Source organism: Solirubrobacter deserti (genome assembly GCF_027587175.1).
Lineage (GTDB): Bacteria > Actinomycetota > Thermoleophilia > Solirubrobacterales > Solirubrobacteraceae > Solirubrobacter > Solirubrobacter deserti.
Map to the genome: position 1 here is coordinate 98,741 of NZ_JAPCID010000020.1, position 21,528 is coordinate 120,268.

Annotated in this window: 22 protein-coding genes and 1 pseudogene; 14 read left to right on the forward strand and 9 right to left on the reverse strand. The window is 71.6% G+C overall.

Features of this window, described 5'->3' with window-relative positions; genetic code table 11:
• Nucleotides 1-20 precede the first annotated feature (20 nt).
• The gene (locus tag OJ962_RS15890; RefSeq protein ID WP_202954418.1) at nt 21-359 is read left to right on the forward strand and encodes a hypothetical protein; all 339 of its coding nucleotides are present in this window, start codon (nt 21-23) and stop codon (nt 357-359) included.
• Nucleotides 360-362: 3 nt separating this feature from the next.
• On the opposite strand, the gene OJ962_RS15895 is transcribed toward OJ962_RS15890, so the two are convergent.
• Nucleotides 363-1,004, reverse strand: a complete 642-nt coding sequence (locus OJ962_RS15895) for a TetR/AcrR family transcriptional regulator (protein WP_202954417.1) — start codon at nt 1,002-1,004, stop codon at nt 363-365.
• A 100-nt stretch (nt 1,005-1,104) separates the two neighbouring features.
• Between OJ962_RS15895 and OJ962_RS15900 the strand changes: the two genes are divergently transcribed.
• Both OJ962_RS15900 and OJ962_RS15905 read left to right on the forward strand, forming a co-directional pair.
• The gene (locus OJ962_RS15900) at nt 1,105-2,568 is read left to right on the forward strand and encodes an MFS transporter (RefSeq protein ID WP_202954416.1); all 1,464 of its coding nucleotides are present in this window, start codon (nt 1,105-1,107) and stop codon (nt 2,566-2,568) included.
• Between the two features lie 92 nt (nt 2,569-2,660).
• Nucleotides 2,661-5,189 (forward strand): bifunctional diguanylate cyclase/phosphodiesterase, encoded by a 2,529-nt coding sequence (locus tag OJ962_RS15905; RefSeq protein WP_202954415.1) that lies wholly within the window; start codon nt 2,661-2,663, stop codon nt 5,187-5,189.
• A 39-nt stretch (nt 5,190-5,228) separates the two neighbouring features.
• Here the strand turns inward: OJ962_RS15905 and OJ962_RS15910 are convergent, their stop codons facing one another.
• The 5 genes from OJ962_RS15910 to OJ962_RS15930 form a co-directional block, all read right to left on the reverse strand.
• Entirely contained in the window at nt 5,229-6,419 is a 1,191-nt protein-coding gene (locus OJ962_RS15910; RefSeq protein WP_202954414.1) for an inositol-3-phosphate synthase, read from the reverse strand.
• 50 nt (nt 6,420-6,469) lie between these two features.
• Nucleotides 6,470-7,075, reverse strand: coding sequence for a CDP-alcohol phosphatidyltransferase family protein (locus tag OJ962_RS15915; protein WP_202954413.1), 606 nt, complete (start codon nt 7,073-7,075; stop codon nt 6,470-6,472).
• Between the two features lie 13 nt (nt 7,076-7,088).
• A complete protein-coding gene (locus tag OJ962_RS15920; protein ID WP_202954412.1) occupies nt 7,089-7,844 on the reverse strand; it encodes a phosphatase PAP2 family protein in 756 nt (251 codons plus the stop codon).
• 67 nt (nt 7,845-7,911) lie between these two features.
• Nucleotides 7,912-9,468: a hypothetical protein gene (locus OJ962_RS15925; protein ID WP_202954411.1), complete on the reverse strand. Its 1,557-nt coding sequence runs from the start codon at nt 9,466-9,468 to the stop codon at nt 7,912-7,914.
• 32 nt (nt 9,469-9,500) lie between these two features.
• Entirely contained in the window at nt 9,501-9,968 is a 468-nt protein-coding gene (locus tag OJ962_RS15930) for a CAP domain-containing protein (protein WP_202954410.1), read from the reverse strand.
• Between the two features lie 230 nt (nt 9,969-10,198).
• Between OJ962_RS15930 and OJ962_RS15935 the strand changes: the two genes are divergently transcribed.
• Genes OJ962_RS15935 through OJ962_RS15955 form a run of 5 tightly spaced genes read left to right on the forward strand, consistent with a single transcriptional unit; the run spans nt 10,199 to nt 14,970 of the window.
• A complete protein-coding gene (locus OJ962_RS15935) occupies nt 10,199-10,867 on the forward strand; it encodes an endonuclease III domain-containing protein (protein ID WP_270006463.1) in 669 nt (222 codons plus the stop codon).
• Between the two features lie 26 nt (nt 10,868-10,893).
• A complete protein-coding gene (gene dnaK, locus OJ962_RS15940) occupies nt 10,894-12,822 on the forward strand; it encodes a molecular chaperone DnaK (RefSeq protein ID WP_202954408.1) in 1,929 nt (642 codons plus the stop codon).
• Nucleotides 12,822-13,406, forward strand: coding sequence for a nucleotide exchange factor GrpE (locus tag OJ962_RS15945; RefSeq protein ID WP_202954407.1), 585 nt, complete (start codon nt 12,822-12,824; stop codon nt 13,404-13,406). The genes dnaK and OJ962_RS15945 overlap by 1 nt, the downstream gene beginning before the upstream one ends.
• A 2-nt stretch (nt 13,407-13,408) precedes the next feature.
• On the forward strand, nt 13,409-14,527 hold the full coding sequence (gene dnaJ / locus OJ962_RS15950) for a molecular chaperone DnaJ (RefSeq protein ID WP_202954406.1): 1,119 nt from the start codon (nt 13,409-13,411) through the stop codon (nt 14,525-14,527).
• A 38-nt stretch (nt 14,528-14,565) separates the two neighbouring features.
• Nucleotides 14,566-14,970, forward strand: coding sequence for a heat shock protein transcriptional repressor HspR (locus tag OJ962_RS15955; protein ID WP_270006464.1), 405 nt, complete (start codon nt 14,566-14,568; stop codon nt 14,968-14,970).
• A 9-nt stretch (nt 14,971-14,979) separates the two neighbouring features.
• Here OJ962_RS15955 and OJ962_RS15960 read toward each other — a convergent pair whose 3' ends face one another.
• Nucleotides 14,980-16,386, reverse strand: a complete 1,407-nt coding sequence (locus tag OJ962_RS15960; protein ID WP_270006465.1) for an MFS transporter — start codon at nt 16,384-16,386, stop codon at nt 14,980-14,982.
• A 67-nt stretch (nt 16,387-16,453) separates the two neighbouring features.
• Here OJ962_RS15960 and OJ962_RS15965 point away from each other — a divergent pair, with 67 nt between their 5' ends.
• Nucleotides 16,454-16,825 carry a MarR family winged helix-turn-helix transcriptional regulator gene (locus OJ962_RS15965; RefSeq protein ID WP_270006466.1) on the forward strand — a complete coding sequence of 124 codons (372 nt, stop codon included), beginning with the start codon at nt 16,454-16,456 and terminating at the stop codon, nt 16,823-16,825.
• On the opposite strand, the gene OJ962_RS15970 is transcribed toward OJ962_RS15965, so the two are convergent.
• Nucleotides 16,809-17,192 (reverse strand): hypothetical protein, encoded by a 384-nt coding sequence (locus OJ962_RS15970; protein ID WP_202954403.1) that lies wholly within the window; start codon nt 17,190-17,192, stop codon nt 16,809-16,811. The two genes, OJ962_RS15965 and OJ962_RS15970, sit on opposite strands and share 17 nt — an antisense overlap.
• Nucleotides 17,193-17,289: 97 nt before the next feature.
• Between OJ962_RS15970 and OJ962_RS15975 the strand changes: the two genes are divergently transcribed.
• The 4 genes from OJ962_RS15975 (at nt 17,290) to OJ962_RS15990 (ending at nt 20,621) form a co-directional block, all read left to right on the forward strand.
• Nucleotides 17,290-17,943, forward strand: a complete 654-nt coding sequence (locus OJ962_RS15975) for an FHA domain-containing protein (RefSeq protein WP_202954402.1) — start codon at nt 17,290-17,292, stop codon at nt 17,941-17,943.
• A gap of 101 nt (nt 17,944-18,044) precedes the next feature.
• Complete coding sequence (locus OJ962_RS15980; protein ID WP_202954401.1) at nt 18,045-18,722, forward strand: response regulator transcription factor; 678 nt, start codon at nt 18,045-18,047, stop codon at nt 18,720-18,722.
• Entirely contained in the window at nt 18,713-20,080 is a 1,368-nt protein-coding gene (locus OJ962_RS15985) for a sensor histidine kinase (protein WP_202954400.1), read from the forward strand. The genes OJ962_RS15980 and OJ962_RS15985 overlap by 10 nt, the downstream gene beginning before the upstream one ends.
• A 130-nt stretch (nt 20,081-20,210) precedes the next feature.
• Nucleotides 20,211-20,621: a hypothetical protein gene (locus OJ962_RS15990; RefSeq protein ID WP_202954398.1), complete on the forward strand. Its 411-nt coding sequence runs from the start codon at nt 20,211-20,213 to the stop codon at nt 20,619-20,621.
• On the opposite strand, the gene OJ962_RS15995 is transcribed toward OJ962_RS15990, so the two are convergent.
• The gene (locus OJ962_RS15995) at nt 20,618-21,130 is read right to left on the reverse strand and encodes a hypothetical protein (protein WP_202954397.1); all 513 of its coding nucleotides are present in this window, start codon (nt 21,128-21,130) and stop codon (nt 20,618-20,620) included. The two genes, OJ962_RS15990 and OJ962_RS15995, sit on opposite strands and share 4 nt — an antisense overlap.
• A gap of 79 nt (nt 21,131-21,209) precedes the next feature.
• On the opposite strand from OJ962_RS15995, the pseudogene OJ962_RS16000 reads away from it, so the two are divergent.
• Nucleotides 21,210-21,528: pseudogene (locus OJ962_RS16000) on the forward strand (hypothetical protein); the annotation flags it as partial.

The following is a 21,528-nucleotide window of genomic DNA, read 5'->3' on the forward strand; positions in this document are numbered from 1 at the left end:
CATCGACCACGGAGGAGCGCATGTCAGTCGTCGCCCACTACGAGGACTTCACGGCCATCCACGACCACATGCCGGGCAGCGACGGCGCGCTGCGCGTGTCGGGCACCGTCGTGTGCCGGACCGACGGCTGCACGGCCGAGCTGCGCGACTACGAGGGCAACCCGGGGATCAACCCGCGCATGCTGGTGCTCGAGCTGGCGTTGAGCGGGCCGGAGGGCGGGGCGGCGGAGGTGCTCACGCCGATCCCGGTCGAGTACGTGCTGTCCGAGCCGGGGCTCGAGTACGAGCAGGTGGAGTTCCGGGTGTCGGGCACCGACGACGAGCCGCCGCCCGTCGTCGAGGTGCAGCACCCGCAGTGAGGGTCAGCGCCGGCGCGCCATGATGGTGAGGAACTGGTCGACGCTCAGTGGCGGGGCGGACATCGGCGTCGGCGCCGTGCGCTGCTGGGCGAGGCCGTCGACCAGCAGGGTGAGCGTACGCTCGAAGTAGTCGGGTGAGCAGTCGCGGGTGACGTCGGCGATGGCGCCGACCGCCTGGTGGATGAGCGGGATGTCGAACGGCGAGATGTCCTCGCGCAGGACGCCCGCGGCCTTGGCGCGCTCGATCAGCGCCCCGGCGAGCGGCTGGATGGTCGCGCGGAACGCGGTCACCTGCTCGCGGCCGCGATCGGTGGAGAGCATCACGTCCTTGAGGCCGCGGTCGCCGGCGTGCATGCGCGAGACGGTCATCACGTACGTGCGGAACGCCTCCCACGGGTCCTCGATCTCCAGCGCGGCCCGGGCGGCCTCGACGATGCGGTCCAGCTTGGTGGCGAAGACGGCCTCCACGAGCGACTCGCGGTCCGGGAAGCGCCGGTAGAAGGTCCCGATCCCGACGCCCGCCGCCGCGGCGATGTCATCGACGGACACGTCGACGCCGCGCTCGGCGAACAGCGTCCTGGCGGCTTCGAGGATGCGCTGGCGGTTGCGTTCGGCGTCGACGCGGAGGGGGCGGGCGGCGGACATGGGTGAGACGCAGGATAGAAGAAAGCGGAAGCACTCCCTCCAGTTCCGTGCTACCTTGTCCGATAACCGGAATACCAGCCTCCACTTCCTCCCCTAAGGCATGCCTCCCCACACCGATCCCCACCACTCACGCCGCTGGTTGATCCTCGGCGTCATCGCCATCGCGCAGCTCATGGTCGTCCTCGACGCCACGATTGTGAACATCGCGCTCCCGAGCGCCCAGCAGGACCTCGGCTTCAGCAACGACTCCCGCCAGTGGGTCGTCACCGCCTACGCGCTCGCGTTCGGCTCCCTGCTGCTGCTCGGCGGCCGCATCGGCGACCTGTTCGGGCGCAAGTGGACGTTCATCGGCGGCCTGCTCGGCTTCTCCGTCGCCTCCGCCGTCGGCGGCGCGGCCGACTCGTTCGGCCTGCTCGTCGGCGCTCGTGCCGCGCAGGGCGTGTTCGGCGCGATGCTCGCGCCTTCGGCCCTCGCGCTGCTGGCCACGACCTTCACCGACCCGCGTGAGCGCGGCAAGGCGTTCGGCATCTTCGGCGCGATCGCCGGCACCGGCGCCGCGATCGGCCTGCTGCTCGGCGGCATCCTCACCGAGTACCTGTCCTGGCGCTGGGCGCTGTACGTGAACCTGCTGTTCGCGCTGCCCGCCGCCGTCCTCGCCTTCCGCCTGATCACCAACCAGGCGAACCCGCAGCGGCCGCGGATCGACGTCCCGGGCACGCTGCTCGCCACGTCCGGCCTGTTCGCGCTCGTCTACGGCTTCTCGAACTCCGAGACGAACTCCTGGGGCCACCCCGTGACGATCATCATGCTCGTCGCCGCGGTCATCCTGCTCGCCGGGTTCTTCGCCGTCGAGCGCCGCGTCGCGCACCCGCTGCTCCCGCTGCGCGTGATCGCCGACCGCACCCGCGGCGGCGCGTTCGCCGGCATCGGCATCGCCGGCATCGCGATGTTCGCGCTGTTCCTGTTCCTCACGTACTACCTGCAGTCCACGCTCGGCTTCTCGCCGATCCAGACCGGCCTCGCGTTCCTGCCGATGTCGGCGGCGATCATCGTCACGGCCAACGTCGTCAGCCAGCGCCTGCTGGCCAAGTTCGGTCCGCGGCCGCACATGGTCACCGGCATGCTGCTCGGCGCCGCCGCGATGCTCGTGCTGACCCAGCTCGGCACCGACTCCAGCTACGTCACCCACGTGCTGCCGGCCCTGGTTCTGATGGGCGTCGGCATGGGCAACATCTTCCCGCCGGCCTTCCAGAGCGCCACCTACGGCGTCGACCGCGCCGACACGGGCGTCGCCTCGGCCATGGTCAACACCATGCAGCAGGTCGGCGGCTCGATCGGCACCGCGCTGCTGAGCTCGATCTTCGCCGGCGCCGTCACGTCCTACGCCAACGGCCACACCCCGTCGCCGTCCCTGGCCGAGACGGCCACCGTCCATGGCTACACGGTCGCCTTCTGGGTCGCCGCGGGCGTCTTCGCCGCCGGCGCGATCATCGTCGGCGCGATCGTCCCGTCGGTGCGCGTCGCCGAGCCGGGCGCCGCGGGCGAACCTGTCGCTGCGCACTGAGAACCGGCCAACCGTTCTCGCACCTGCGAAGTTCTGGGTAGGGTCGCCGCTTGCGACAGCAGCGGCGGCCGGCCCGTCTTCGGGGCGTTGGAGTGACGGTGCTCGTCGGAGCGTTGGTCACGCTGGGGCTGTGGCTGGCGGGCTCGCGTCTGGATGCGGAGCGCGCCGCGCTCCGCGACGACGAGGCGCGTGCCGCCGCGGTGGGCGCCCTGCGCCTGCAGCTGACCAAGCTGAGCGCGCAGGTCGAGGGCCTCGCCAGCCTGTTCGAGGCGAGCCGGAACGTCACGCGGGCCGAGTTCGACGCCTACACGCGCGACATGTTCGAGAACTCGGAGGCGAACTCGTTCGGGTACATCCGCCGGATCGAAGCCGCTGAGCGGGCCGCCACGGAGCGCCGGCTCGGCGTCCGCGTGCGCGAGCTGCGCCCGGACGGAGCAATGGTCCTCGCGGGTGAGCGTCCCGAGTACGCCGTCATCGAGGAGATCCGTGACGCGGGCCGCGGTCGCAACATCGTCGGGCTCGATCTGCTGGTGGACCCGGTGCGCCGCCGCGCACTCGAGCGTGCCGCGCGCACCGGGGAGCTCGGTGCGACGGGGCCGATCGCGCTCGCCCAGCGCGACGAGCGGGGGTTCGCCGTCTACGCCCGGGTGGGGAACGACCCGCGGCAGTTCGTCGTGGGAAGCCTCACGTTCCGGCGGCTCGACCAGACGGTCGAGCGCGCCCTGGTGCGCGACACCGAGGTGGCGGTGGCGGTCGCCGGGCAGACCGTGATCGGCGCGCCGCGGGCCCGGTCCGCGCCCAGCGGGGCGGTCGAGTACGGCGGCGTGCGGATGGCAGTGCAGGCCGACGCGCCGAGCGGCGACGGCATCCGCTACGGCGCGTTGGGGCTGCTCGTCGGTCCGGGGCTGACCGCGCTCGCGCTGATCATCGCCAGCGCGTGGCGGGCGCGGCGGCGGCTGGCCGTCGGCGAGCTGCGCTTCGCGGACGCCTTCGAGGCGAGCCCCGTGGGTCAGGCGCTGGCGTCGCCGGACGGGCGCTTCGCCCGCGTCAACGCGGCGCTCGGCGAGCTCACCGGCCACACGCAGGAGCAGCTGGCGGAGATGACCTGCGTCGACCTCGTCGATCCGCGCGATCACGCCGCCGTCAGCGCGATGCTCCGGGAGGCGCTCGAACGCCCCGGCGTCGGCGTCGGCCGGGAGGTCCGGCTCGCGGCCACGGACGGCGTCGCGCGCTACGTGCAGGTGCATCTGATCCGGCTCCGCGACCGGGACGCCGCGCACCCGGTGCTCACCCAGGTCATCGACGTCTCCGAGCAGCGGGGGCTGGAGGTCGAGCTTCGCCATCAGGCCGAGCACGACGCGCTCACCGAGCTGCTGAACCGGCGCGGCTTCCAGCGCCGGCTGGACGCCCTGCTGACCGGGCCCGACGCGGCGCGGGGAGCGGTCATGCTGCTCGACCTGGACCACTTCAAGGCTGTCAACGACACGCTCGGCCATCATGTCGGCGACCAGGTGATCCGGGCCGCCGGGCACGCGCTGAGCGAGGCGGTGCGCAGCGGCGACATCGTCGCCCGGATCGGCGGCGACGAGTTCGCGGTGCTGCTGCCGGGCGCGTCCGACGAGCACGCGCACATGACCGCCGACCGGCTCGTGGCCGCCGTGAGCACCGGCTCGGTGGTGCCGGACATCACGGGGCTGCACTCGGTCAGCGCGAGCGCGGGCTACGCCATGCTCGACGGCGACTTCGCCAACGCCGACGAGGCCCTGATGGCGGCTGACCTGGCCATGTACGACGCCAAGGCGGCCGGCCGTCGGCGCGCCGCGCGCTTCGACCACCGCTCGGCGTCGAGCACGCAGACCCGGCTGCGCTGGGTCGACCGCATCCGCACCGCCCTGGCGGAGGAGCGGTTCGTGCTGCTGGCGCAGCCGATCCAGGACCTGGACTCGGGCTCGGTCGTCCACCACGAGCTGCTGCTGCGGATGCTGGGCCGCGAGGGCGAGCAGATCGCGCCCGGCAGCTTCGTGCCGATCGCCGAGCAGTTCGGGCTCATGGAGGAGATCGACCGCTGGGTCGTCACCCGCGCGATCGCGGCGCTCGGCGCCAACCGGGACCGCGACCTGATCTTCGAGGTCAACCTCTCCGGCAGCTCACTCGGCTCCACCGAGCTGCTGGCGGCGATCGCGGACGCGCTGGAGGCGCACCGGTTCGCTGCCGACCGGCTGATCTTCGAGATCACCGAGACGACCGCGGTCACCAACCTCGAGGAGGCGCAGGCGTTCGCGTCCGCCCTCGCGCGGCTGGGCTGCCGGTTCGCGCTCGACGACTTCGGCGTCGGCTTCGGCTCGTTCACCTACGTCAAGCACCTGCCGTTCGACTTCCTGAAGATCGACGGCGAGTTCGTCCGCAACAGCGCGAGCAGCGCGACCGACCGCGTGATCCTCGAGAGCCTGATCCACGCCGCGCGCGGGCTGGGCAAGCGGACGATCGCCGAGTACGTCGAGGACGCGGCGACCGTCGACCTGCTGCAGGGCCTGGGCGTCGACATGGCCCAGGGGTTCCACGTCGGCCGCCCGCGTGACCTCACGAGCACGATCGCCGCGGCGGCCCTGACCCGACGCTGAGACGCGGGCACGCAGGACGCCTGCGTGCCCGCGGTGGGCCTACTCGGCGGGCGCTTGGACCTTCTCGGTCGTCGCGGCCTTCTTCTCGCGCGCGGCGCGCGAGACCTTCTCGGCGCGCGAGTAGCGGGCGATGAACTCCTCGGTCGCCTGGCGCGCCTGGTCGTCCGGGCGCTGGTTCTGCGGCGACTTCATCAGGTACGACGACGGGCCGTCGAGCTGGCCGGAGACGCCGTTGTTCATGGCGAGCTTGCAGCAGCGGGCGGCGTCGATGACGATGCCGGCCGAGTTCGGGGAGTCCCACACCTCGAGCTTGAGCTCGGCGGTCAGCGGGACGTCGCCGAAGGCCGCGCCCTCGAGGCGGATGTGCGCCCACTTGCGGTCCGTGAGCCACGGCACGTAGTCCGAGGGGCCGACGTGCACGTCGTGCTCGGGCATCTCGTGGTCGACGATCGAGGTGACGGCGTTCGTCTTGGAGATCTTCTTGGATTCCAGGCGCTCGCGCTCGAGCATGTTGTAGAAGTCCATGTTGCCGCCGACGTTGAGCTGCGACGTGCGCTGCAGCTCGACGCCGCGGTCGCCGAACAGGCGAGCCAGCTGGCGGTGGACGATCGTCGCGCCGACCTGGGACTTGATGTCGTCGCCGACGATCGGCAGGCCGGCCTTCTTGAAGCGGTTGTCCCAGTACTGCTCGCGGGCGATGAAGACCGGGATGCAGTTGACCATCGCGCAGCCGGCCTCGAGGATCTGCTCGACGTACCACTTGGTCGCCTGCTCGGAGCCGACCGGCAGATAGGAGACGACGACGTCGGTCTTGGTCTCCCTCAGCACCTCGACGATGTCGACCGTGGAGCCCGGCGCCTTCGTGATCTTCTGCGAGAGGTACTTGCCCAGGCCGTCGTGCGTCATGCCGCGCTGAACCGGCACGCCGAGGTTCGGGATGTCCTCGTTGTAGAACTTGATCGTGTTGTTCTGACCGGCCCAGATCGCCTCGGAGAGGTCCTTGCCGACCTTGTCCGCGTCGATGTCGAAGGCCGCGGAGAACTCGATGTCGCCGACGTGGTAGCCGCCGAGGTCGACGTGCATGAGACCCGGGACGCGCGTCTCCGGATCAGCGTTCTTGTAGTAGTGCACGCCCTGCACGAACGCGTTCGCGCAGTTGCCGACGCCGATGATGGCGACGCGGACCTTGTCGTTCTGGTAGCGGCCGTTGCCGTTCGTTGACGCCGTCAAGTGCCTCAAATCCCTTCCAAGTGTTGATGACCGTCGGTCAATAAACCCACTTAGACCGTATCGGTTACAGGCTTCGTCAGCTCGGAGCGCACGTGGAAGATGCGCTGGAACACCGTGATGATCGCCATCGCGGCCAGGACGTATACGGCGGGTTCGATCGCCTGGACGAACCCGAACACGAGGCCCGCGGACAGCACCACGACGCGCACGGCGCGATCCGCGATGCCGACCTTGCACTCGACGCCCAGCGCCTCGGCGCGGGCTCGCGTGTAGGACACCATCAGCGACGCGAGCACGGCCAGGACCGTCACGCCGACGGCGACCTCCGCGTTGAAAATGAACGTCAGGTCCTCGTCGCGCACGAACATCACGCCGACGGCCGCGAGCACGATGCCCTCCTCCAGCCGGTCCAGCGTCGAGTCCAGGAACGCGCCGAACGGCGTGCCCTTGCCCGACATGCGCGAGTAGCGGCCGTCGAGGGTGTCGCAGACCGAACCGACGATGAACGCGATCCCGCCCGCGATCCACCAGCCCTGCAGGATCAGCACGGCGGACACGACGCAGAGCACGAACCCGGTCAGGGAGATCGCGTTCGGCGTGAGCCGTGATTCGATGAGACGGTTGCGCATGACCGTCTGGTAGTCGCGTGTGGCCATTCGGCCGCGCAGCCTACCCGGCGCGCGCCGGAGCGGCCAGGCCCGGCTCCGAGCGGAACGCCCAGTGAGCGGGCCAGACGCGCGCGAACAGCACCTGCGCGGCCAACGCGGAGACGACCGCCACTGCGGCGCCGGTGACGGCGTCGAAGATCCAGTGGTTGGCGGTGACGACCACGACCAGGCTGACGACGAGCGGATAGGTCGCCCACACCACCTTCACCCAGGTGTGGCGCGTCATCCGGATCACGGAGATCGCCAGCATCAGGGCGAAGCCGACGTGCATCGAGGGCACGGCGGCGTACGGGTTGTAGAGCGCGTTGACGTCCGACGTCGGCGCCACGCCCGTGAACTGCATGACCGAGTCCGTGAAGCCGAGCTCGGGCATCAGCCGCGGCGGCGCGGTCGGGTACGCGACGTACCCGACGAGCGCGAGCCCCATCGCGACCATGAACATGTTTCGCACCCAGTAGAAGTGCTCGTTGCGGAACAGGTAGATGAACGCGAGCGTGACCGTGGTCACGCCGAAGTGGGTGTTCAGGTACATCCAGGAGCCCAGGTCGTCGACCCAGCCCGTCTGGATCGCCCAGCGCTGGATCTCGGGCTCGGCGAAGACGTGCAGCGCCTGCTGGAGGTCGACGATGTCGCGCGCGTTGGCGAACGCCGCCGCGGACTGGTCCCAGACCTGCCCGCGCACGAGCCGGTAGAGCCAGTACGCGCCGCAGAACAGGAGAACCTGCCACAGCAGGTCGCGGGGGCCGCGGGGGAGCACTCGGGACAGCAACGTCCGCCCAAGACTAAAGGGGGCGGCGCCTCGGCCTCCTCGGCCTCAACAACGGCTAATGACAGGTCTTGGCGCGCCGGCTGCGGTCGATGCCGAAGCGCGCCTGCACGATCAGCACGCCGGATTCCTCCGGCTCCACGCGCGTCCAGCCGCCGGGCGCGCGGCTCACGCACGCGTTCGTCGTCGTCCAGTACGGCGTGTAGCGGTACTTGACGACCGTCGGCTTGGAGGCGTTGACCATGAACCAGTTCGGGCCGGCCGCAAGCATGGACGCGCCGTTGGACGCGGGCGGGACCGGGTCCCGCAGCTCCCAGATGCGCCAGCGCGGGGACTCGTAGACGAGCTCGAGGTAGTCCAGCCCGTCCTCGAGCAGCAGCGCCTCGGCGTGCGCGGAGTAGTCCAGCGGCGCGGTCGGGAGCGCGACGAAGCGGACCGCGTTCTCGCGCAGCCAGTCGTGGTAGCGCGCCGGCGTGAGTCGCTCGTCGTCGTAGAAGATCGGGTTGGCCTTAGCGTCCAGCTGGCGCTCCCACCCGCGTGCGAGCGGGACGACCTTCGCCAGGTCGGCCGCTTCCCAATGGTTCATGGTCAGCGGGACCTCGACGCGTTCGCCGGGCTGCGCCCGCTTCTCGAGGAAGTCGCGCGCCTCGGCCTGGAACGCGAGCCGGGTCGACGGGTCCCCGTGCGCCTCCGCCACGGCCCGCACGGCGGGCAGCCACTGCAGGTACAGCAGCGCGACGCCGACGGTGGCCACCGCGACAAGCGGGACCTTCCGCCGGTGTGCGAGCGCGAGCACGGACGGCCCCGCCAGCACGCCGAGCCGCAGCGCGTTCTGGCCGAACGGCGTCGGGACCACGAACGCGCCGATCAGCACGCCCAGGTACAGCAGGCCGCCGGCCCAGATGGTCCGCCGGCCCGGCGTGAGCAGCGCGACGCCCGCGGCGCTGATCGCGAGCATGGGCCAGAAGGCGGTGGCGGTGAAGCGGTCGTTGCCGCCCTCGGGGAACAGCGCCCACAGCGCGATCCCGCCGGCCAGGGCCGGGGCGAACACCCACGCCGCGGTGCGCAGCGCGGGCCGGCCGTCGGCGAGCAGCTTCGCGGCCGCGCCGAGCATCAGGAACACGCCCGCGACGGGGCTGGCGAGCATGGTGCACAGGGCGAGCCCGCCGCCGAGCGCGCGGCGCCCGCCGCGTGTGACCGTCCAGGCCGCCACGCCGAACGCGATCCCGAGCAGGAACGGCATCCGCCCGATCGCGACGTTCGACAGCACGCCCGCGGTGAACAGCCAGGACGCGATCGCGGCCGCGGTGTCCGAGGGCGCAGCGGCGCGGGCGAGCGGCGGGAACAGCAGCGTGGCCGCGATCGCGGCGGCGACACCGACGAGCGCCGGGCCGAGCACCATCGCGAACGGCGCGAACAGCAGCGAGTAGCCGAGGACGTGGTGGCCGCCGTACCACTGGGCGTTCCAGACCGTCAGCCCCTGCTGCTCGAACAGCCACGCGCGGTAGGAGTGCGCGGCCATGTCCGCCGTCGCCGGCTGCGCGATCAGGTACGCCAAGCAGGCCAGCGCGCATCCGAGCGCCGGCGCGAGGGGATGCTCGAACGCCCGCCGCATGTGCGGCAGACAGCGTATCGGGCGCCGAGGCGCTAGCGGGCGGTGCCGAAGTCAGCGGTGACGAAGCAGGCACGCGACGTCGCCCGGCGGGCCACGCCGACACGGCGGAACGACCGCGAGAGCATCACGTGGCGGTGCGACGACGAGCGCGCCCACATGCGCACGACCTTGTGCGGGTCGCAGCGGTTCATCCACGCGAGGTTCTCGCCCACGCGCGCCACGCGGCGCACGTAGCGGCGCACGCGCTTGCCGTAGGCGCCGTGCGCCAGCCGGTTCTCCCGCAGCATCCTGGCGGAGTGCACGTCGGCGGCGCGGGCGAACCCGAGCTGCTGACGGAGCTGCGGCAGGCCGTGCTGGGCGCGGAACTGGTTCATGGCACGGACGATCCCGGCCTCGAGCGAGTCGGTGCGCGCCGACGCGCGCGCCACCGCACCGGGCGCTGAGACGCAGACGATGAGACACACGACGAGCAGCGCTCGCCGCACGGACGTGACGGACATGAATCCCCCTGGGACCGGAGGCCCGACCAAGGCCACCGGGGTGTTGACCAAATTCGGCGCAGTCCGTCGCCGTACTTCGACCAGCGCGAAATCCGTCCGCGCGGCCCGCAACCTAAAGGTCGCACACGGATCTCGCAGCCCGTGGACCGCGCGATCCGTCAGAAACAATACATGACGGTGCTGAAAATCGCCAAACCGGGGTATTGGATCGCGCCGATACGGTGGCCGTCGTGCCTGAGCTCAACCGCGCGCGCGTCCGCCGGATCCGCGACCGCCTCCGCCTCGTCTACGGTCGGCCGTTCGCCCCGCCGCACGGGCAGGGCCTGGACGAGCTGATCCTCACCGTCCTGTCGCAGTCGACCAACGATCGCAACCGCGACGTCGCCTACCTCGCCCTGCGCGAGCGCTTCGAGAGCTGGGCGGCCGTTCGCGACGCGCCGAACGCGGAGGTGGAGCTCGCGATCCGGCCCGGCGGGATCTCGAAGGTCAAGTCGGCCCGCATCCAGGACATCCTGCGGGCGATCGACGTCGACACCTTCGACGCCGCCCTCGCGCGCATGAGCGTGGACGAGGGGCGCGAGCTCCTGGTCGGCCTGCCCGGAGTGGGCCGCAAGACCGCGGCCTGCGTGCTGCTGTTCGCCTACGGCAAGCGCGACATCCCGGTGGACACCCACGTCTCGCGGGTGGGGACCCGCCTGGGGCTGTTCCGGGAGAAGGCCCCGTTCGAGGAGCTGCACGACGCGATGCTCGCGCTCACCCCGCGCGGGCAGGAGCTCGAGTTCCACGTGAACCTGCTCCGGCACGGGCGCCGGACGTGTCATTCAAGGCGCCCTAAATGTGAGGACTGCGCGCTGTTGCGGCTCTGTCCGACCGGCTACAATCTGCGTCAAGCAGACTGAGATTTCGGACGAGGAGCAATAGCCACATGGCAAAGACCATCGGGATCGACCTCGGGACCACCAACTCCTGCATGGCAGTGCTGGAGGGCGGCGAGCCCACGGTGATCGAGAACAGCGAGGGTGGACGCACCACCCCGTCGGTGGTCGCCTTCGCGCAGAGCGGCGAGCGCCTGGTCGGCACCGTCGCCAAGCGCCAGGCGGTCACCAACCCCACGAACACGGTCTTCTCCGTCAAGCGCTTCATGGGCCGCAAGGAGGCCGAGGTGCGCGAGGAGGAGTCGATCGTCCCGTACAACGTCGTCTCCGGCTCGGGCGGGGAGGCGCGGATCGATGCGGGCGGCAAGCAGTACACGCCGCCGGAGATCTCCGCGATGATCCTCCAGAAGCTCAAGGCCGACGCCGAGGCCTACCTGGGCGAGTCCGTGGACTCCGCGGTCATCACCGTCCCGGCCTACTTCAACGACGATCAGCGCCAGGCGACCAAGGACGCCGGCCGGATCGCGGGCCTGGACGTCAAGCGCATCATCAACGAGCCGACCGCGGCCGCGCTGGCCTACGGCCTCGACAAGGAATCCGACCAGACGATCCTCGTCTTCGACCTCGGCGGCGGCACGTTCGACGTGTCCGTGCTCGAGATCGGCGACGGCGTGTTCGAGGTCAAGGCCACCGCGGGTGACAACCACCTCGGCGGCGACAACTTCGACAAGGCGATCGTCGACTGGCTCGCGGCGGAGTTCAAGCGCGACCAGGGCATCGACCTCACGCAGGACAAGATGGCCCTGCAGCGCCTCTACGAGGCCGCCGAGAAGGCCAAGATCGAGCTGTCCTCCGCGCAGGAGACGCAGATCAACCTGCCGTTCATCACGGCCGACGCCTCCGGCCCGAAGCACCTCGACGTGCGCCTCACGCGCGCCAAGCTCACCGAGCTCGCGGGCTCGCTGATCGAGCGCGTCGTCGGCCCGGTCCGCCAGGCGCTCGACGACGCCAAGGACAAGGGCGTCAAGGAGATCGACCACGTCGTGCTCGTCGGCGGCATGACCCGCATGCCGGCCGTCCAGGAGAAGGTCAAGGAGCTCACGGGCAAGGAGCCGCACCGCGGCGTCAACCCGGACGAGGTCGTGGCCGTCGGGGCCGCCATCCAGGCGGGCGTCCTGGCCGGCGACGTCAAGGACGTGCTGCTGCTCGACGTCACCCCGCTCACCCTCGGCATCGAGACCAAGGGCGGCGTGATGACCAAGCTCATCGAGCGCAACACGACCATCCCGACGCGCAAGTCCGAGGTCTTCTCGACCGCCGAGGACAACCAGCCCTCCGTGGAGATCCACGTGCTCCAGGGCGAGCGCGAGATGGCGATGTACAACAAGTCGCTGGGCAAGTTCCAGCTGACGGGCATCCCGCCGGCACCGCGCGGCATCCCGCAGATCGAGGTCGGCTTCGACATCGACGCCAACGGCATCGTCAAGGTGTCGGCGAAGGACCTCGGCACGGGCAAGGAGCAGAAGATCGAGATCAAGTCGGGCTCCGGTCTGAGCGACGACGAGATCAAGCGGATGGTCCAGGACGCCGAGTCCCACGCCGACGACGACAAGCGTCAGCGTGAGCTCGCCGAGGCGCGCAACAACGGCGAGTCCGCCGCCTACAACGCGCAGAAGCAGCTCAAGGACCTCGCCGACCAGATCGACTCGGCCTCCAAGACGGAGATCGAGGACGCGATCAAGGACGTCAACGAGGCCGTCAAGGGCGAGGACGCCGAGGACATCCGCAACAAGACCGAGCGTCTGCAGACCGCCTTCCATCGCGTCTCCGAGCAGATGTACGAGCGTGCCCAGGCGCAGCAGCAGGACACGCCCGCGCCGGAGGACAACAACGGCCACGCGACCAGCAGCAACGGCAACGCGGCCAGCGCGGACGAGGAAGAGGTCGTCGACGCCGAGGTCGTGGACGAGCAGAAGTAATGACGGACGAGAACGTCAACGTCGAAGCCGCGGAGGCTCCCGAGGAGTTCTCCGCGGCGGCGCCGCCCGACGCTGCGGCGTCCGGCGCGGGCGAGACGTCCTTCGCGGATGCGGAGGCGCCGCCCGCGTCTGAGGCTCCGATCGCGCCCGAGCTCGACGCGCTCACGGCCGAGCGTGACAAGTACCTCGGGCTGGCGCAGCGCGCCCAGGCCGACTTCGACAACTACCGCAAGCGGATGGCGCGTGAGAACGCGGCGGCCGCCGACCGCGGGATGGCGAAGCTGGCCAAGGAGCTGCTGCCGGCGCTCGACCACCTCGAGCTCGCGCTCAAGGCGGCCGAGGGGCACGAGGACGTGGTGAAGGGCTTCGCGATGGTCGCGGGCGAGCTGCAGGCCGCCCTCGCGCGCGTGGGGATCCAGGCGTTCTCGCCCAAGGGCGAGCCGTTCGATCCCAACGAGCACGAGGCGATGGCCCAGGCCCCGATCGAGGGTGTCGAGTCCGGCACCGTCGCCGAGGTCTACCAGTCCGGCTACCGGATCAACGGCGCGGTGCTGCGCCCCGCTCGCGTGGTGGTGGCTCAGTAGCGATGGCGCGCGGTACCGACCACTACAAGACCCTCGGGGTCGACAAGAAGGCGTCCCAGGAGGACATCAAGAAGGCGTACCGCAAGCTCGCGCGGCAGTACCACCCGGACACGAACAAGGACGCGGGGGCCGAGGAGCGCTTCAAGGCGATCTCCGAGGCCTACGACGTCCTCGGCGACCCCGACAAGCGCAAGAAGTACGACCGCGGCGGCTCGGTCTTCGGCGGCACCTCGCCGTTCGGGGGCGGGACGTCCGGCACGGCCGGCGGCGCGTCGAGCGCCGACTTCGGCTCGTTCTCGGACATCCTGAGCGGGATCTTCAACACCGGCGGCGGGCGCGCCACGCGCACCAAGCCGGCGACGGAGCGTGGCAAGGACCTCGAGACGGCGGTCACGCTGTCGTTCGAGCAGGCGCTGACGGGTGCCCAGGTGCCCGTCTCGGTCGCCACCCACGCGCCGTGCACCACGTGCCGCGGGTCGGGCGCGCGGCCGGGCACCTCGCCCAAGGTCTGCCCGGTCTGCAGCGGCCGGGGCGTCGAGGCCCAGGGCCAGGGCGTGTTCTCCATCACCCGCCCGTGCTCGCGCTGCAACGGCACGGGCACGGTCATCGAGGACCCGTGCGGGACCTGCGGGGGCGAGGGCCGGCTGCGCGAGATGAAGCGCTACCGGGTCAACATCCCCAAGGGCGTGCGCGAGGGCTCGCGGATCCGGCTCGCCGGCAAGGGCGAGGCGGGGCTACGCGGCGGGCCGCCGGGCGACCTGTACGTGGTGACCCACGTCACCGAGTCCGAAGTCTTCAAGGCCAAGGGCGACAACCTCGAGGTCGAGGTGCCGATCACGGTCGTCGAGGCGCTCGGCGGCGCCGAGGTCGAGGTCCCGACGCTGCACGGCACCAAGAAGCTGCGCGTCGCGCCGGGCACCAAGCACGGCACGGTCCAGCGGCTCCGCGGCGAGGGTGCGCCGATCCTCGGCAAGTCCGGCAACGGCGACCTGCACTACCGGTTCGTGATCGACATGCCGTCCTCGCTCACCGCCGAGCAGCAGGCGGCCGTCGAGCAGCTCTCGAAGGTGATGAACGGCAACCCGCGCGAGCGGATCCTGAGGGCGGCGGGAGCGCGCTGATGGCGTCTTCCCGCCGCACCACACGGATCACGGCGCGGGTGGATCACGACCGCGGCGTGTTCATGATCTCGGTCGCCGCCGAGCTGGCCGAGATGCACCCGCAGACGTTGCGCATGTACGAGGCGCGTGGCCTGATCGAGCCCAAGCGCTCGCCGAAGGGCACGCGCCTGTACTCGCAGGCCGACGTCGAGCGCCTGCGCCGCATCCAGGAGATGACGACCGAGTGGGGGATGAACCTCGCCGGCGTCGAGAAGGTCTTCGAGCTCGAGGAGCAGCTGAACCGGATGCAGCGCAAGGTGCAGGTGCTGGAGGGTCGCGCCCAGCAGCTGCAGGACGAGATCGTGCGGCTGGAGAAGAAGCGAGAGTCGGTCAAGGCCGAGATCGTGCGGTACGAGGGCCAGCCCGGCACCTCGCTCATCCCCATCAAGCACATCAAGCGGTAGGCCGCGACCTTACTGGGTGGCCAGCACCTCGTCCGTCCGGGGTCGCGCCACGCCGATGAGAGCCAGCGCGATGCTGACCACGGCGACGCCGACGATCACCGCGATCGCGGTCTGGTAGCCCGAGCTCACGACCGCGGTCACGGCCGCCAGGACGATCGCGCCGCCCATCTGGAAGCTCGTCTGCACCAGGCCGGCCGCGAGTCCTTGCTCGTGGTCGGCGACGCCGGCCGTCGCCTGCACGTTGAGCGCCGCGTAGCCGAGCGTGAAGCCCAGGCCGATCAGCAGCATCACGGGCAGGAACGTGAGCACGTACGGGTTCGCGTCGACCGGGAGGAAGAGCGCGTAGCCCGCGGCGAAGGCCAGCGTGGACGCCAGAATGGGCCGCGTCGTGCCGTAGCGGCTGATGATCGCGCCCATCCGCGGCGCGCCGAAGGCGACCAGCAGACCGCCCGGGAGGAACGCCAGCGCCGTCTCCAGCACGCTCCAGCCGAGCGTGTTCTGGAGGTAGAGCGTCGCGACGAACTGGAACCCGACGTAGGCGCCGAAGAGCGCCATCGCGCCGAGGTTCGCCCGCACCAGCGAGCCCGACCGCAGGATGCCGAGACGCACGAGCGGGTGCGCGGTGCGCCGCTCGACCGCCACGAACGCGGCGAGAAGGGCGAGCGCGACGATGCCCTCGACCACGTTCTCCTCCACGAGCGCGTGGACAAGGACGAGCATCCCGCCGGTGAGCAGGACGGCGCCGGGCAGGTCGTAGCGGCGCTTGGCGCCCAGGTGCGGGCGGTCCTTCGCGATAAAGCGCGGGATCAGCGCGAGCAGGATCGCGGCGACCGGCACGGGGAGCAGGAACGTCAGCCGCCAGTCGGCGCTCGTCAGCAGGCCGCCGAACACGAGGCCGAAGCTGAAGCCGCTCGCGCCGAACGCGTTGAAGATCGCGAGCGCCTTGTTGCGCGCCGGGCCCTCGGTGAAGGTGGTCGTGATGAGGCTGAGCGCGGCAGGGACCGTGAACGCCGCGGCGGCGCCCTTGATGAAACGGGCGGCGATCAGCAGCGCCGGGTCGTCGACGAGGCCGCCGACGAGCGAGGCGAGCGTGAACACCGCCAACGCGCCGAACAGCACGCGGCGCCGGCCGAGCAGGTCGGCCGCGCGGCCGCCGAGCAGCAGCAGGCCGCCGAGCCCGAGCACGTAGGCCGAGACGATCCACTGCAGCTCGGACGTGGTGAGGCCGAGATCGGCCTGGATCGAGGGCAGTGCGACGCCGACCATCGAGACGTCGAGCCCGTCGAGGAAGACGATCCCGCACAGCAGGATCAGGGCGCCCCAAGTGCTCGCATCGAAGCTCGGGCCGCCTCGTGACGCGGCCTTGGTCGCGGCCGAGGCACGGCGGGGGTTCCAGGTTGGGGAGGAAGAAGACACGTCCGGCAGCATACATGCATGTGCATCTAATGCATCTGCAACATATGTGCGCGGTACGATTGACGGCGTGTTGGATGAGCTCGCGTACGAGTGGCGTGACCTGCTCTCTCGCCATGCGCGGACCACGGTCGCGCTGGACGAGGCGCTGGCCGCGCACGGGCTCGGCATGAGCGAGTTCGAGGTGCTCGACCGGCTGGCGTGCGAGTGCGGCGAGAGGCCGAGGATGCAGGAGCTGGCCGCTGCGGTGCATCTCAGCCAGAGCGCGCTGTCACGGACGGTCGGGCGGCTCGAGAAGGACGGGCTCGTGAGCCGCGCCATGTGTCCCGAGGACCGGCGCGGCGTGGCTGTCTGCCTGACGGCGGAAGGGCGCGAGCGTTACGAGGCGGCGCGGCCCACGCACCGCCGGGTGCTCGCGCAGACGCTCACTCCGCCGTCGTAGTCCAGAGCGCGAGCTGCAGCGCGCTGGCGAGGCGGTGGTGCGCCGCGCCCTTGACGTCTTCGGCGTCCAGGCGCACGACGATCACGCGGTTGCTCGCGGTGTCGAGCTTGAAGCCGCGGCCGGCCATCTCGCAGGCCACCTTCCACGCGTCCTTGCCCGTGTCGCGCAGGTCGATCGCGAGGCGCACGCTGCTCGTGTCGCTCTTGACCTCCGGCCCGAGGACGCGCACGCCCTGGATCTCGGCGATCCGGTCGCGGGCGATGGTGGCGGCGGCGCGGACGCGCTCGAGCTCCGCCTCGGCGGCGAAGTCGCGGACTGGGGTCAGGAGCTCCGGCGGGGGGAAGAAGATGAGGGAGGGGGCGGCCATGACCAGAACCCTGTCCGATGGGAGGGTGCGCCTCCATCAGCGCAAGGGGTGAACCTTCTCACCCCTGGTGGTCCGGAGCGCGTAGAGTGGACTCGTGGTGCACGACTGGCCTGAACGTCACGCGTCGTCCCCCGCCGAACTGCAGGCCCGGCTGGCCGCCGAGCGGGCGGAGGCGCCGTTCGTCGAGCTGCGCGACGGCGACGGGGTGCAGCGGATCGTGACGCTGGACGGCGAGCTGACCGTCGGGCGCTCGCCCGCAGCGGGCCTCGCGTTGCCGTGGGACGCGCAGGTCTCGCGCTCGCACGCGTCGATCGAGTGCCTGGACGGCGTCTGGACCGTGCTGGACGACGGGCGCTCCACCAACGGCACGTTCGTCAACGAGGAGCGGGTCGTCGGCCGCCGCACGCTGCGCCACCTGGACGTCATCCGCGTGGGCGCGACCCGGCTGCGCTTCCACGATCCGTCCGAGGCGGGGCAGGACTCCAAGCTCACCGAGGTCGCCTCGGCGGCCGCGGTGCCGGTGCTCACGCCCGCGCAGCTGCGCGTGCTGGGCGCGTTGTGCCGCCCGGCGGACGGGCCGGCGTCCAACGAGGAGATCGCGGCGGAGCTGACGGTCTCGATCGACACGGTGAAGACGCACATGCGCGCGCTGTTCGACGCGTTCCAGCTGCAGTCTTCGGCGCCGTACCGCAAGCGCTTCGAGCTCGTGCGCAAGGCGGTCGAGGCCGGCCTGGTCTCGCCGCCTCGATAGCGGCGATCCTTGCGAGCCGGCTTCGCCGGCTGCTTCGGTGGCAGGGAAATCGCTTCGCGGATTTCCCGTTTCTTTCCTTTCGGGTACCTAGAGTCGCGGTTGTGAAGCCGCGCGTCTTGTTCGTCGAGGACGAGCCCTCGATCTCCGGGCCGTTTTCGAGCGCGCTCGCGCGGGAGGGGTTCGAGCCGGTCGTCGCGGGGTCGCTGGAAGAGGCGCGGGCGGCGTGGCCGTCGGGCTTCGAGCTCGTGCTGCTCGACCTGATGTTGCCGGACGGCGACGGGCGCGACTTCGCGCGGGAGATCCGCGGTGCCGGGTCCGAGGTGCCGATCATCATGCTCACCGCGCGGGGGACCGAGCTCGAGCGGGTGGTCGGTCTCGAGCTGGGCGCGGACGACTACGTGGTCAAGCCGTTCAGCGGGGCGGAGGTGATCGCGCGCATGCGCGCCGTGCTGCGGCGGGTGAAGCCGTCGGCGCCGTCTGACGTGGTCGTCGGGCCGCTGCGCGTCGAGCTCGCGTCGCGCCGTGCGCTCCTGGACGACGAGGAGCTGGCGCTCTCCCGCAAGGAGTTCGATCTGCTGGCGGAGCTCGTCCGGCACGCCGGGCAGGTCGTCACGCGCGAGGACCTGATCGCGCGCGTGTGGGACGAGAACTGGTTCGGGTCGACGAAGACGCTGGACGTACACGTCGGCTGGCTGCGCGGGAAGCTCGGTGATCCGCGCTGGGTGCACACGGTGCGCGGCGTCGGGTTCCGGTTCGAGGGTCCGTCGGCATGGTCATGACGCTGCGGGGGCGGCTGATGCTCGTGCTGGCCTACGTGCTCGTGCTGGCGATCGGGTCGATGCTCGTGCCGCTGGTGCGGTCCGTGCGCGACCGGATCTCGGCCGAGGTGTCGCAGGCGGCGGTCTCACAGGCCGAGGTCGTCGCCGCGACGGCGGGCGACACGTCCGATCCGGCGGCTCTGGCGGTGACGGCCGCGCGCCAGGTGCGCGGGCGGGTGCTGATCCTGGACGCGCGCGGCGTCGTGGTGGCCGACTCGTCGCCGGGCGGCGTGGGCGCGGACTACTCGTCTCGGCCCGAGGTGCGTGCGGCGCTGCGCGGCACGACGTCCCAGGACGAGCGCGAGTCCTCGACGCTCGACGAGCCGATCCTGGCCACGGCGGTGCCGGTGCTGCGGGACGGGCGGCCGGACGGCGCGGTGCGGATCACGCAGAGCGTCGACGCCGTGGACCGGGCGGTGGGATCCGCGACGATCGGGCTCGTCCTGGTCGGCGCGATCGTGTTGGCGCTCGGTCTGGGCGCGGGGGCGCTATTGGCGGCGTCGATCGTGCGGCCGCTGCGGCGGCTGGCGGTCGCCGCCCGGCGGGCCGGCGAGGGCGACCTCTCGGCGAGGGTGGCGATCGAAGGCTCCCTGGAGCAGCGCGAGGTCGGGCAGGCGTTCAACGAGATGACCGCGCGGGTGCAGCGGATGGTCGACGCCCAGCGCGACTTCGTGGCCGACGCCTCCCACCAGCTGCGCACGCCGCTGACCGGGCTGCGCCTGCGCCTCGAAGAGGTGGCGGCGACCGGTTCGCGCGAGGACCTGAGCGCCGCGCTGGACGAGGTCGACCGCCTGTCGGACGTGGTGTCGGAGCTGCTGGTGTTGAGCGAGGCGGGCGCGGCGCGGGCGCCGGACGCGGTGTGCGAGCTGCTCGCGGGCGCCGCCCGGGCGGTCGAGCGCCACCCGGCCGCCCACATCGAGCTGCGCGGCTCGCCCTCGCTGGTGCGCTGCACGGCCGGCGACCTCGACCGCATGCTCGACGCCGTGCTCGAGAACGCGATCGACTACGGCCCGGCCGGCCAGATGGTCGTCGTCGCCGTGGCGCCGGGGCAGCTCACCGTCACCGACGAGGGCCCGGGCCTGCGCGCGGGCGAGGAGGAGACCGTGTTCCACCGCTTCCACCGCGGCACCGTCGGCCGCGCGTCCCGCCGCCGGGGCACCGGCCTGGGCCTCGCGATCGCGCGTGAGCTCTCCGCTCGCTGGAACGGCACCGTGACGCTCGCCAACGCGCCGGAAGGCGGCGCTGTCGCGACGATCACGTTTCCGGTCGCCGACGGCGCCACGACCTCGGAACACCCTGCGGAGGCGACGACCTCATGAGCGCGGACGCCCGTCCCGCTCCGGCCCGGCGCCGCGACGCTGCGCCCGCTGTGCCCGCCCGCGCGCGGCGTCACGCGCTGGCCTGCGCGCTCGCGGCGCCGTTCGCCAGGCCTGCCCGCGGAGGACGGTCGTGACCGGCTGGCGCCGAACGCTCGTGGTCGTGGTCGCCGCCGTGGCCGGGCTCGTGGTCGCGGCCGCACTCACCACGGCGGCGAGCACGCTGTCCAATCAGAGCGTCGGACTCTCGTCGGAGCCCTTGACGGCCGGCGAAGGGCTGGCGCCGACCGCGACCGCGACCGTGACCCCGACCCCGTCGCCGCGCCCGACCCGCACGGCCACGCCCCGACCTACGCGGACGGCCACGCCGCGGCCCACGCGCACCGCCACGCCGCGGCCGACCAGTACGCCCGTGCCGACGGTGGACGACGACAACTCCGGGCCCGGTGGTGGCGATGACAGCTCCGGGTCAGGCGGCGGCGACGACGATTCCGGCCAGGGCCGTGGGCGTGGTCGCGGACGCGGCCGCGGCGGCGACGACTAGCGGATCACGCACTTCTCGCCGACCGTCGTGCGGACGCTGAGCGAGAGGTTCCCGTCGACGCGGACCCGGCCCTTGCGGCAGCGGTCGACCGGTGGGTCAAGCGACTGCTGGCAGTGGCCGCTGCACGGGCGTGTGTAGCTGATGACGGTGTAGGTGCCGGGCGGGACCGCGAGCGCGCGCGGCGTTGCGCTGAGCTCGGCGATGGCCACGGGAGTCGGGTTGCCGGGCCAGCGGAGCTCCACGAACTGCAGCGCGCCCTCGATGTAGACCGGGGCTCCTGGGTTCTCGCGGTAATCCTCCGTGACGGTGACGCGGGCGGTCTTCGTCTCGTCCGAGATCCGCGCGGTGGTCCGCGGGTCCTCGTCGCCGTCCTCGAAGACCTCCACGAACTGCTGGTAGCCCTCGACCGACTGCTGCTCACGCGGCTCCTCGGCCACGACCAACTGCGCGTCCTTCTCGGCCCCGCAGCCCGCGGGCGCCGCGAGCCCAATGGTGAGCCAGCGCTTCACGGTGCACATAGACAGGTTTTCCGAACTCTTTCCCTTCGCCTACCGGACGCTTGGGCAGCCGCACCCGATGGTATGTGGCATGAGCCTCCGCACCCCAGTCGTCATCGCCATCGCGCTCGTCTCGGCGCTGGGCGGCGTCGCCGTGGCGGCCCTCGCCCTGCCTTCGACGCCGCCGCGCCCGACGATTGCCGCCGCCACCCCGTCGTCCACGCCCAAGCCCGAGGTCAAGACGAAGACGATTCGCCGCACGATCCACGTCGTCCGCCGCGAGCGTGCCTCCTCGTCGAACACCGGCGGCGGCGCGGCCGGCGGCGGCGGGAGGACCGCCTCCTCCTCGGCGCCCGCCCCGGCCCGCGCCAGCGCTCCCGCCCGCACGGCCGCCCCGGCCCCGCGCGCCC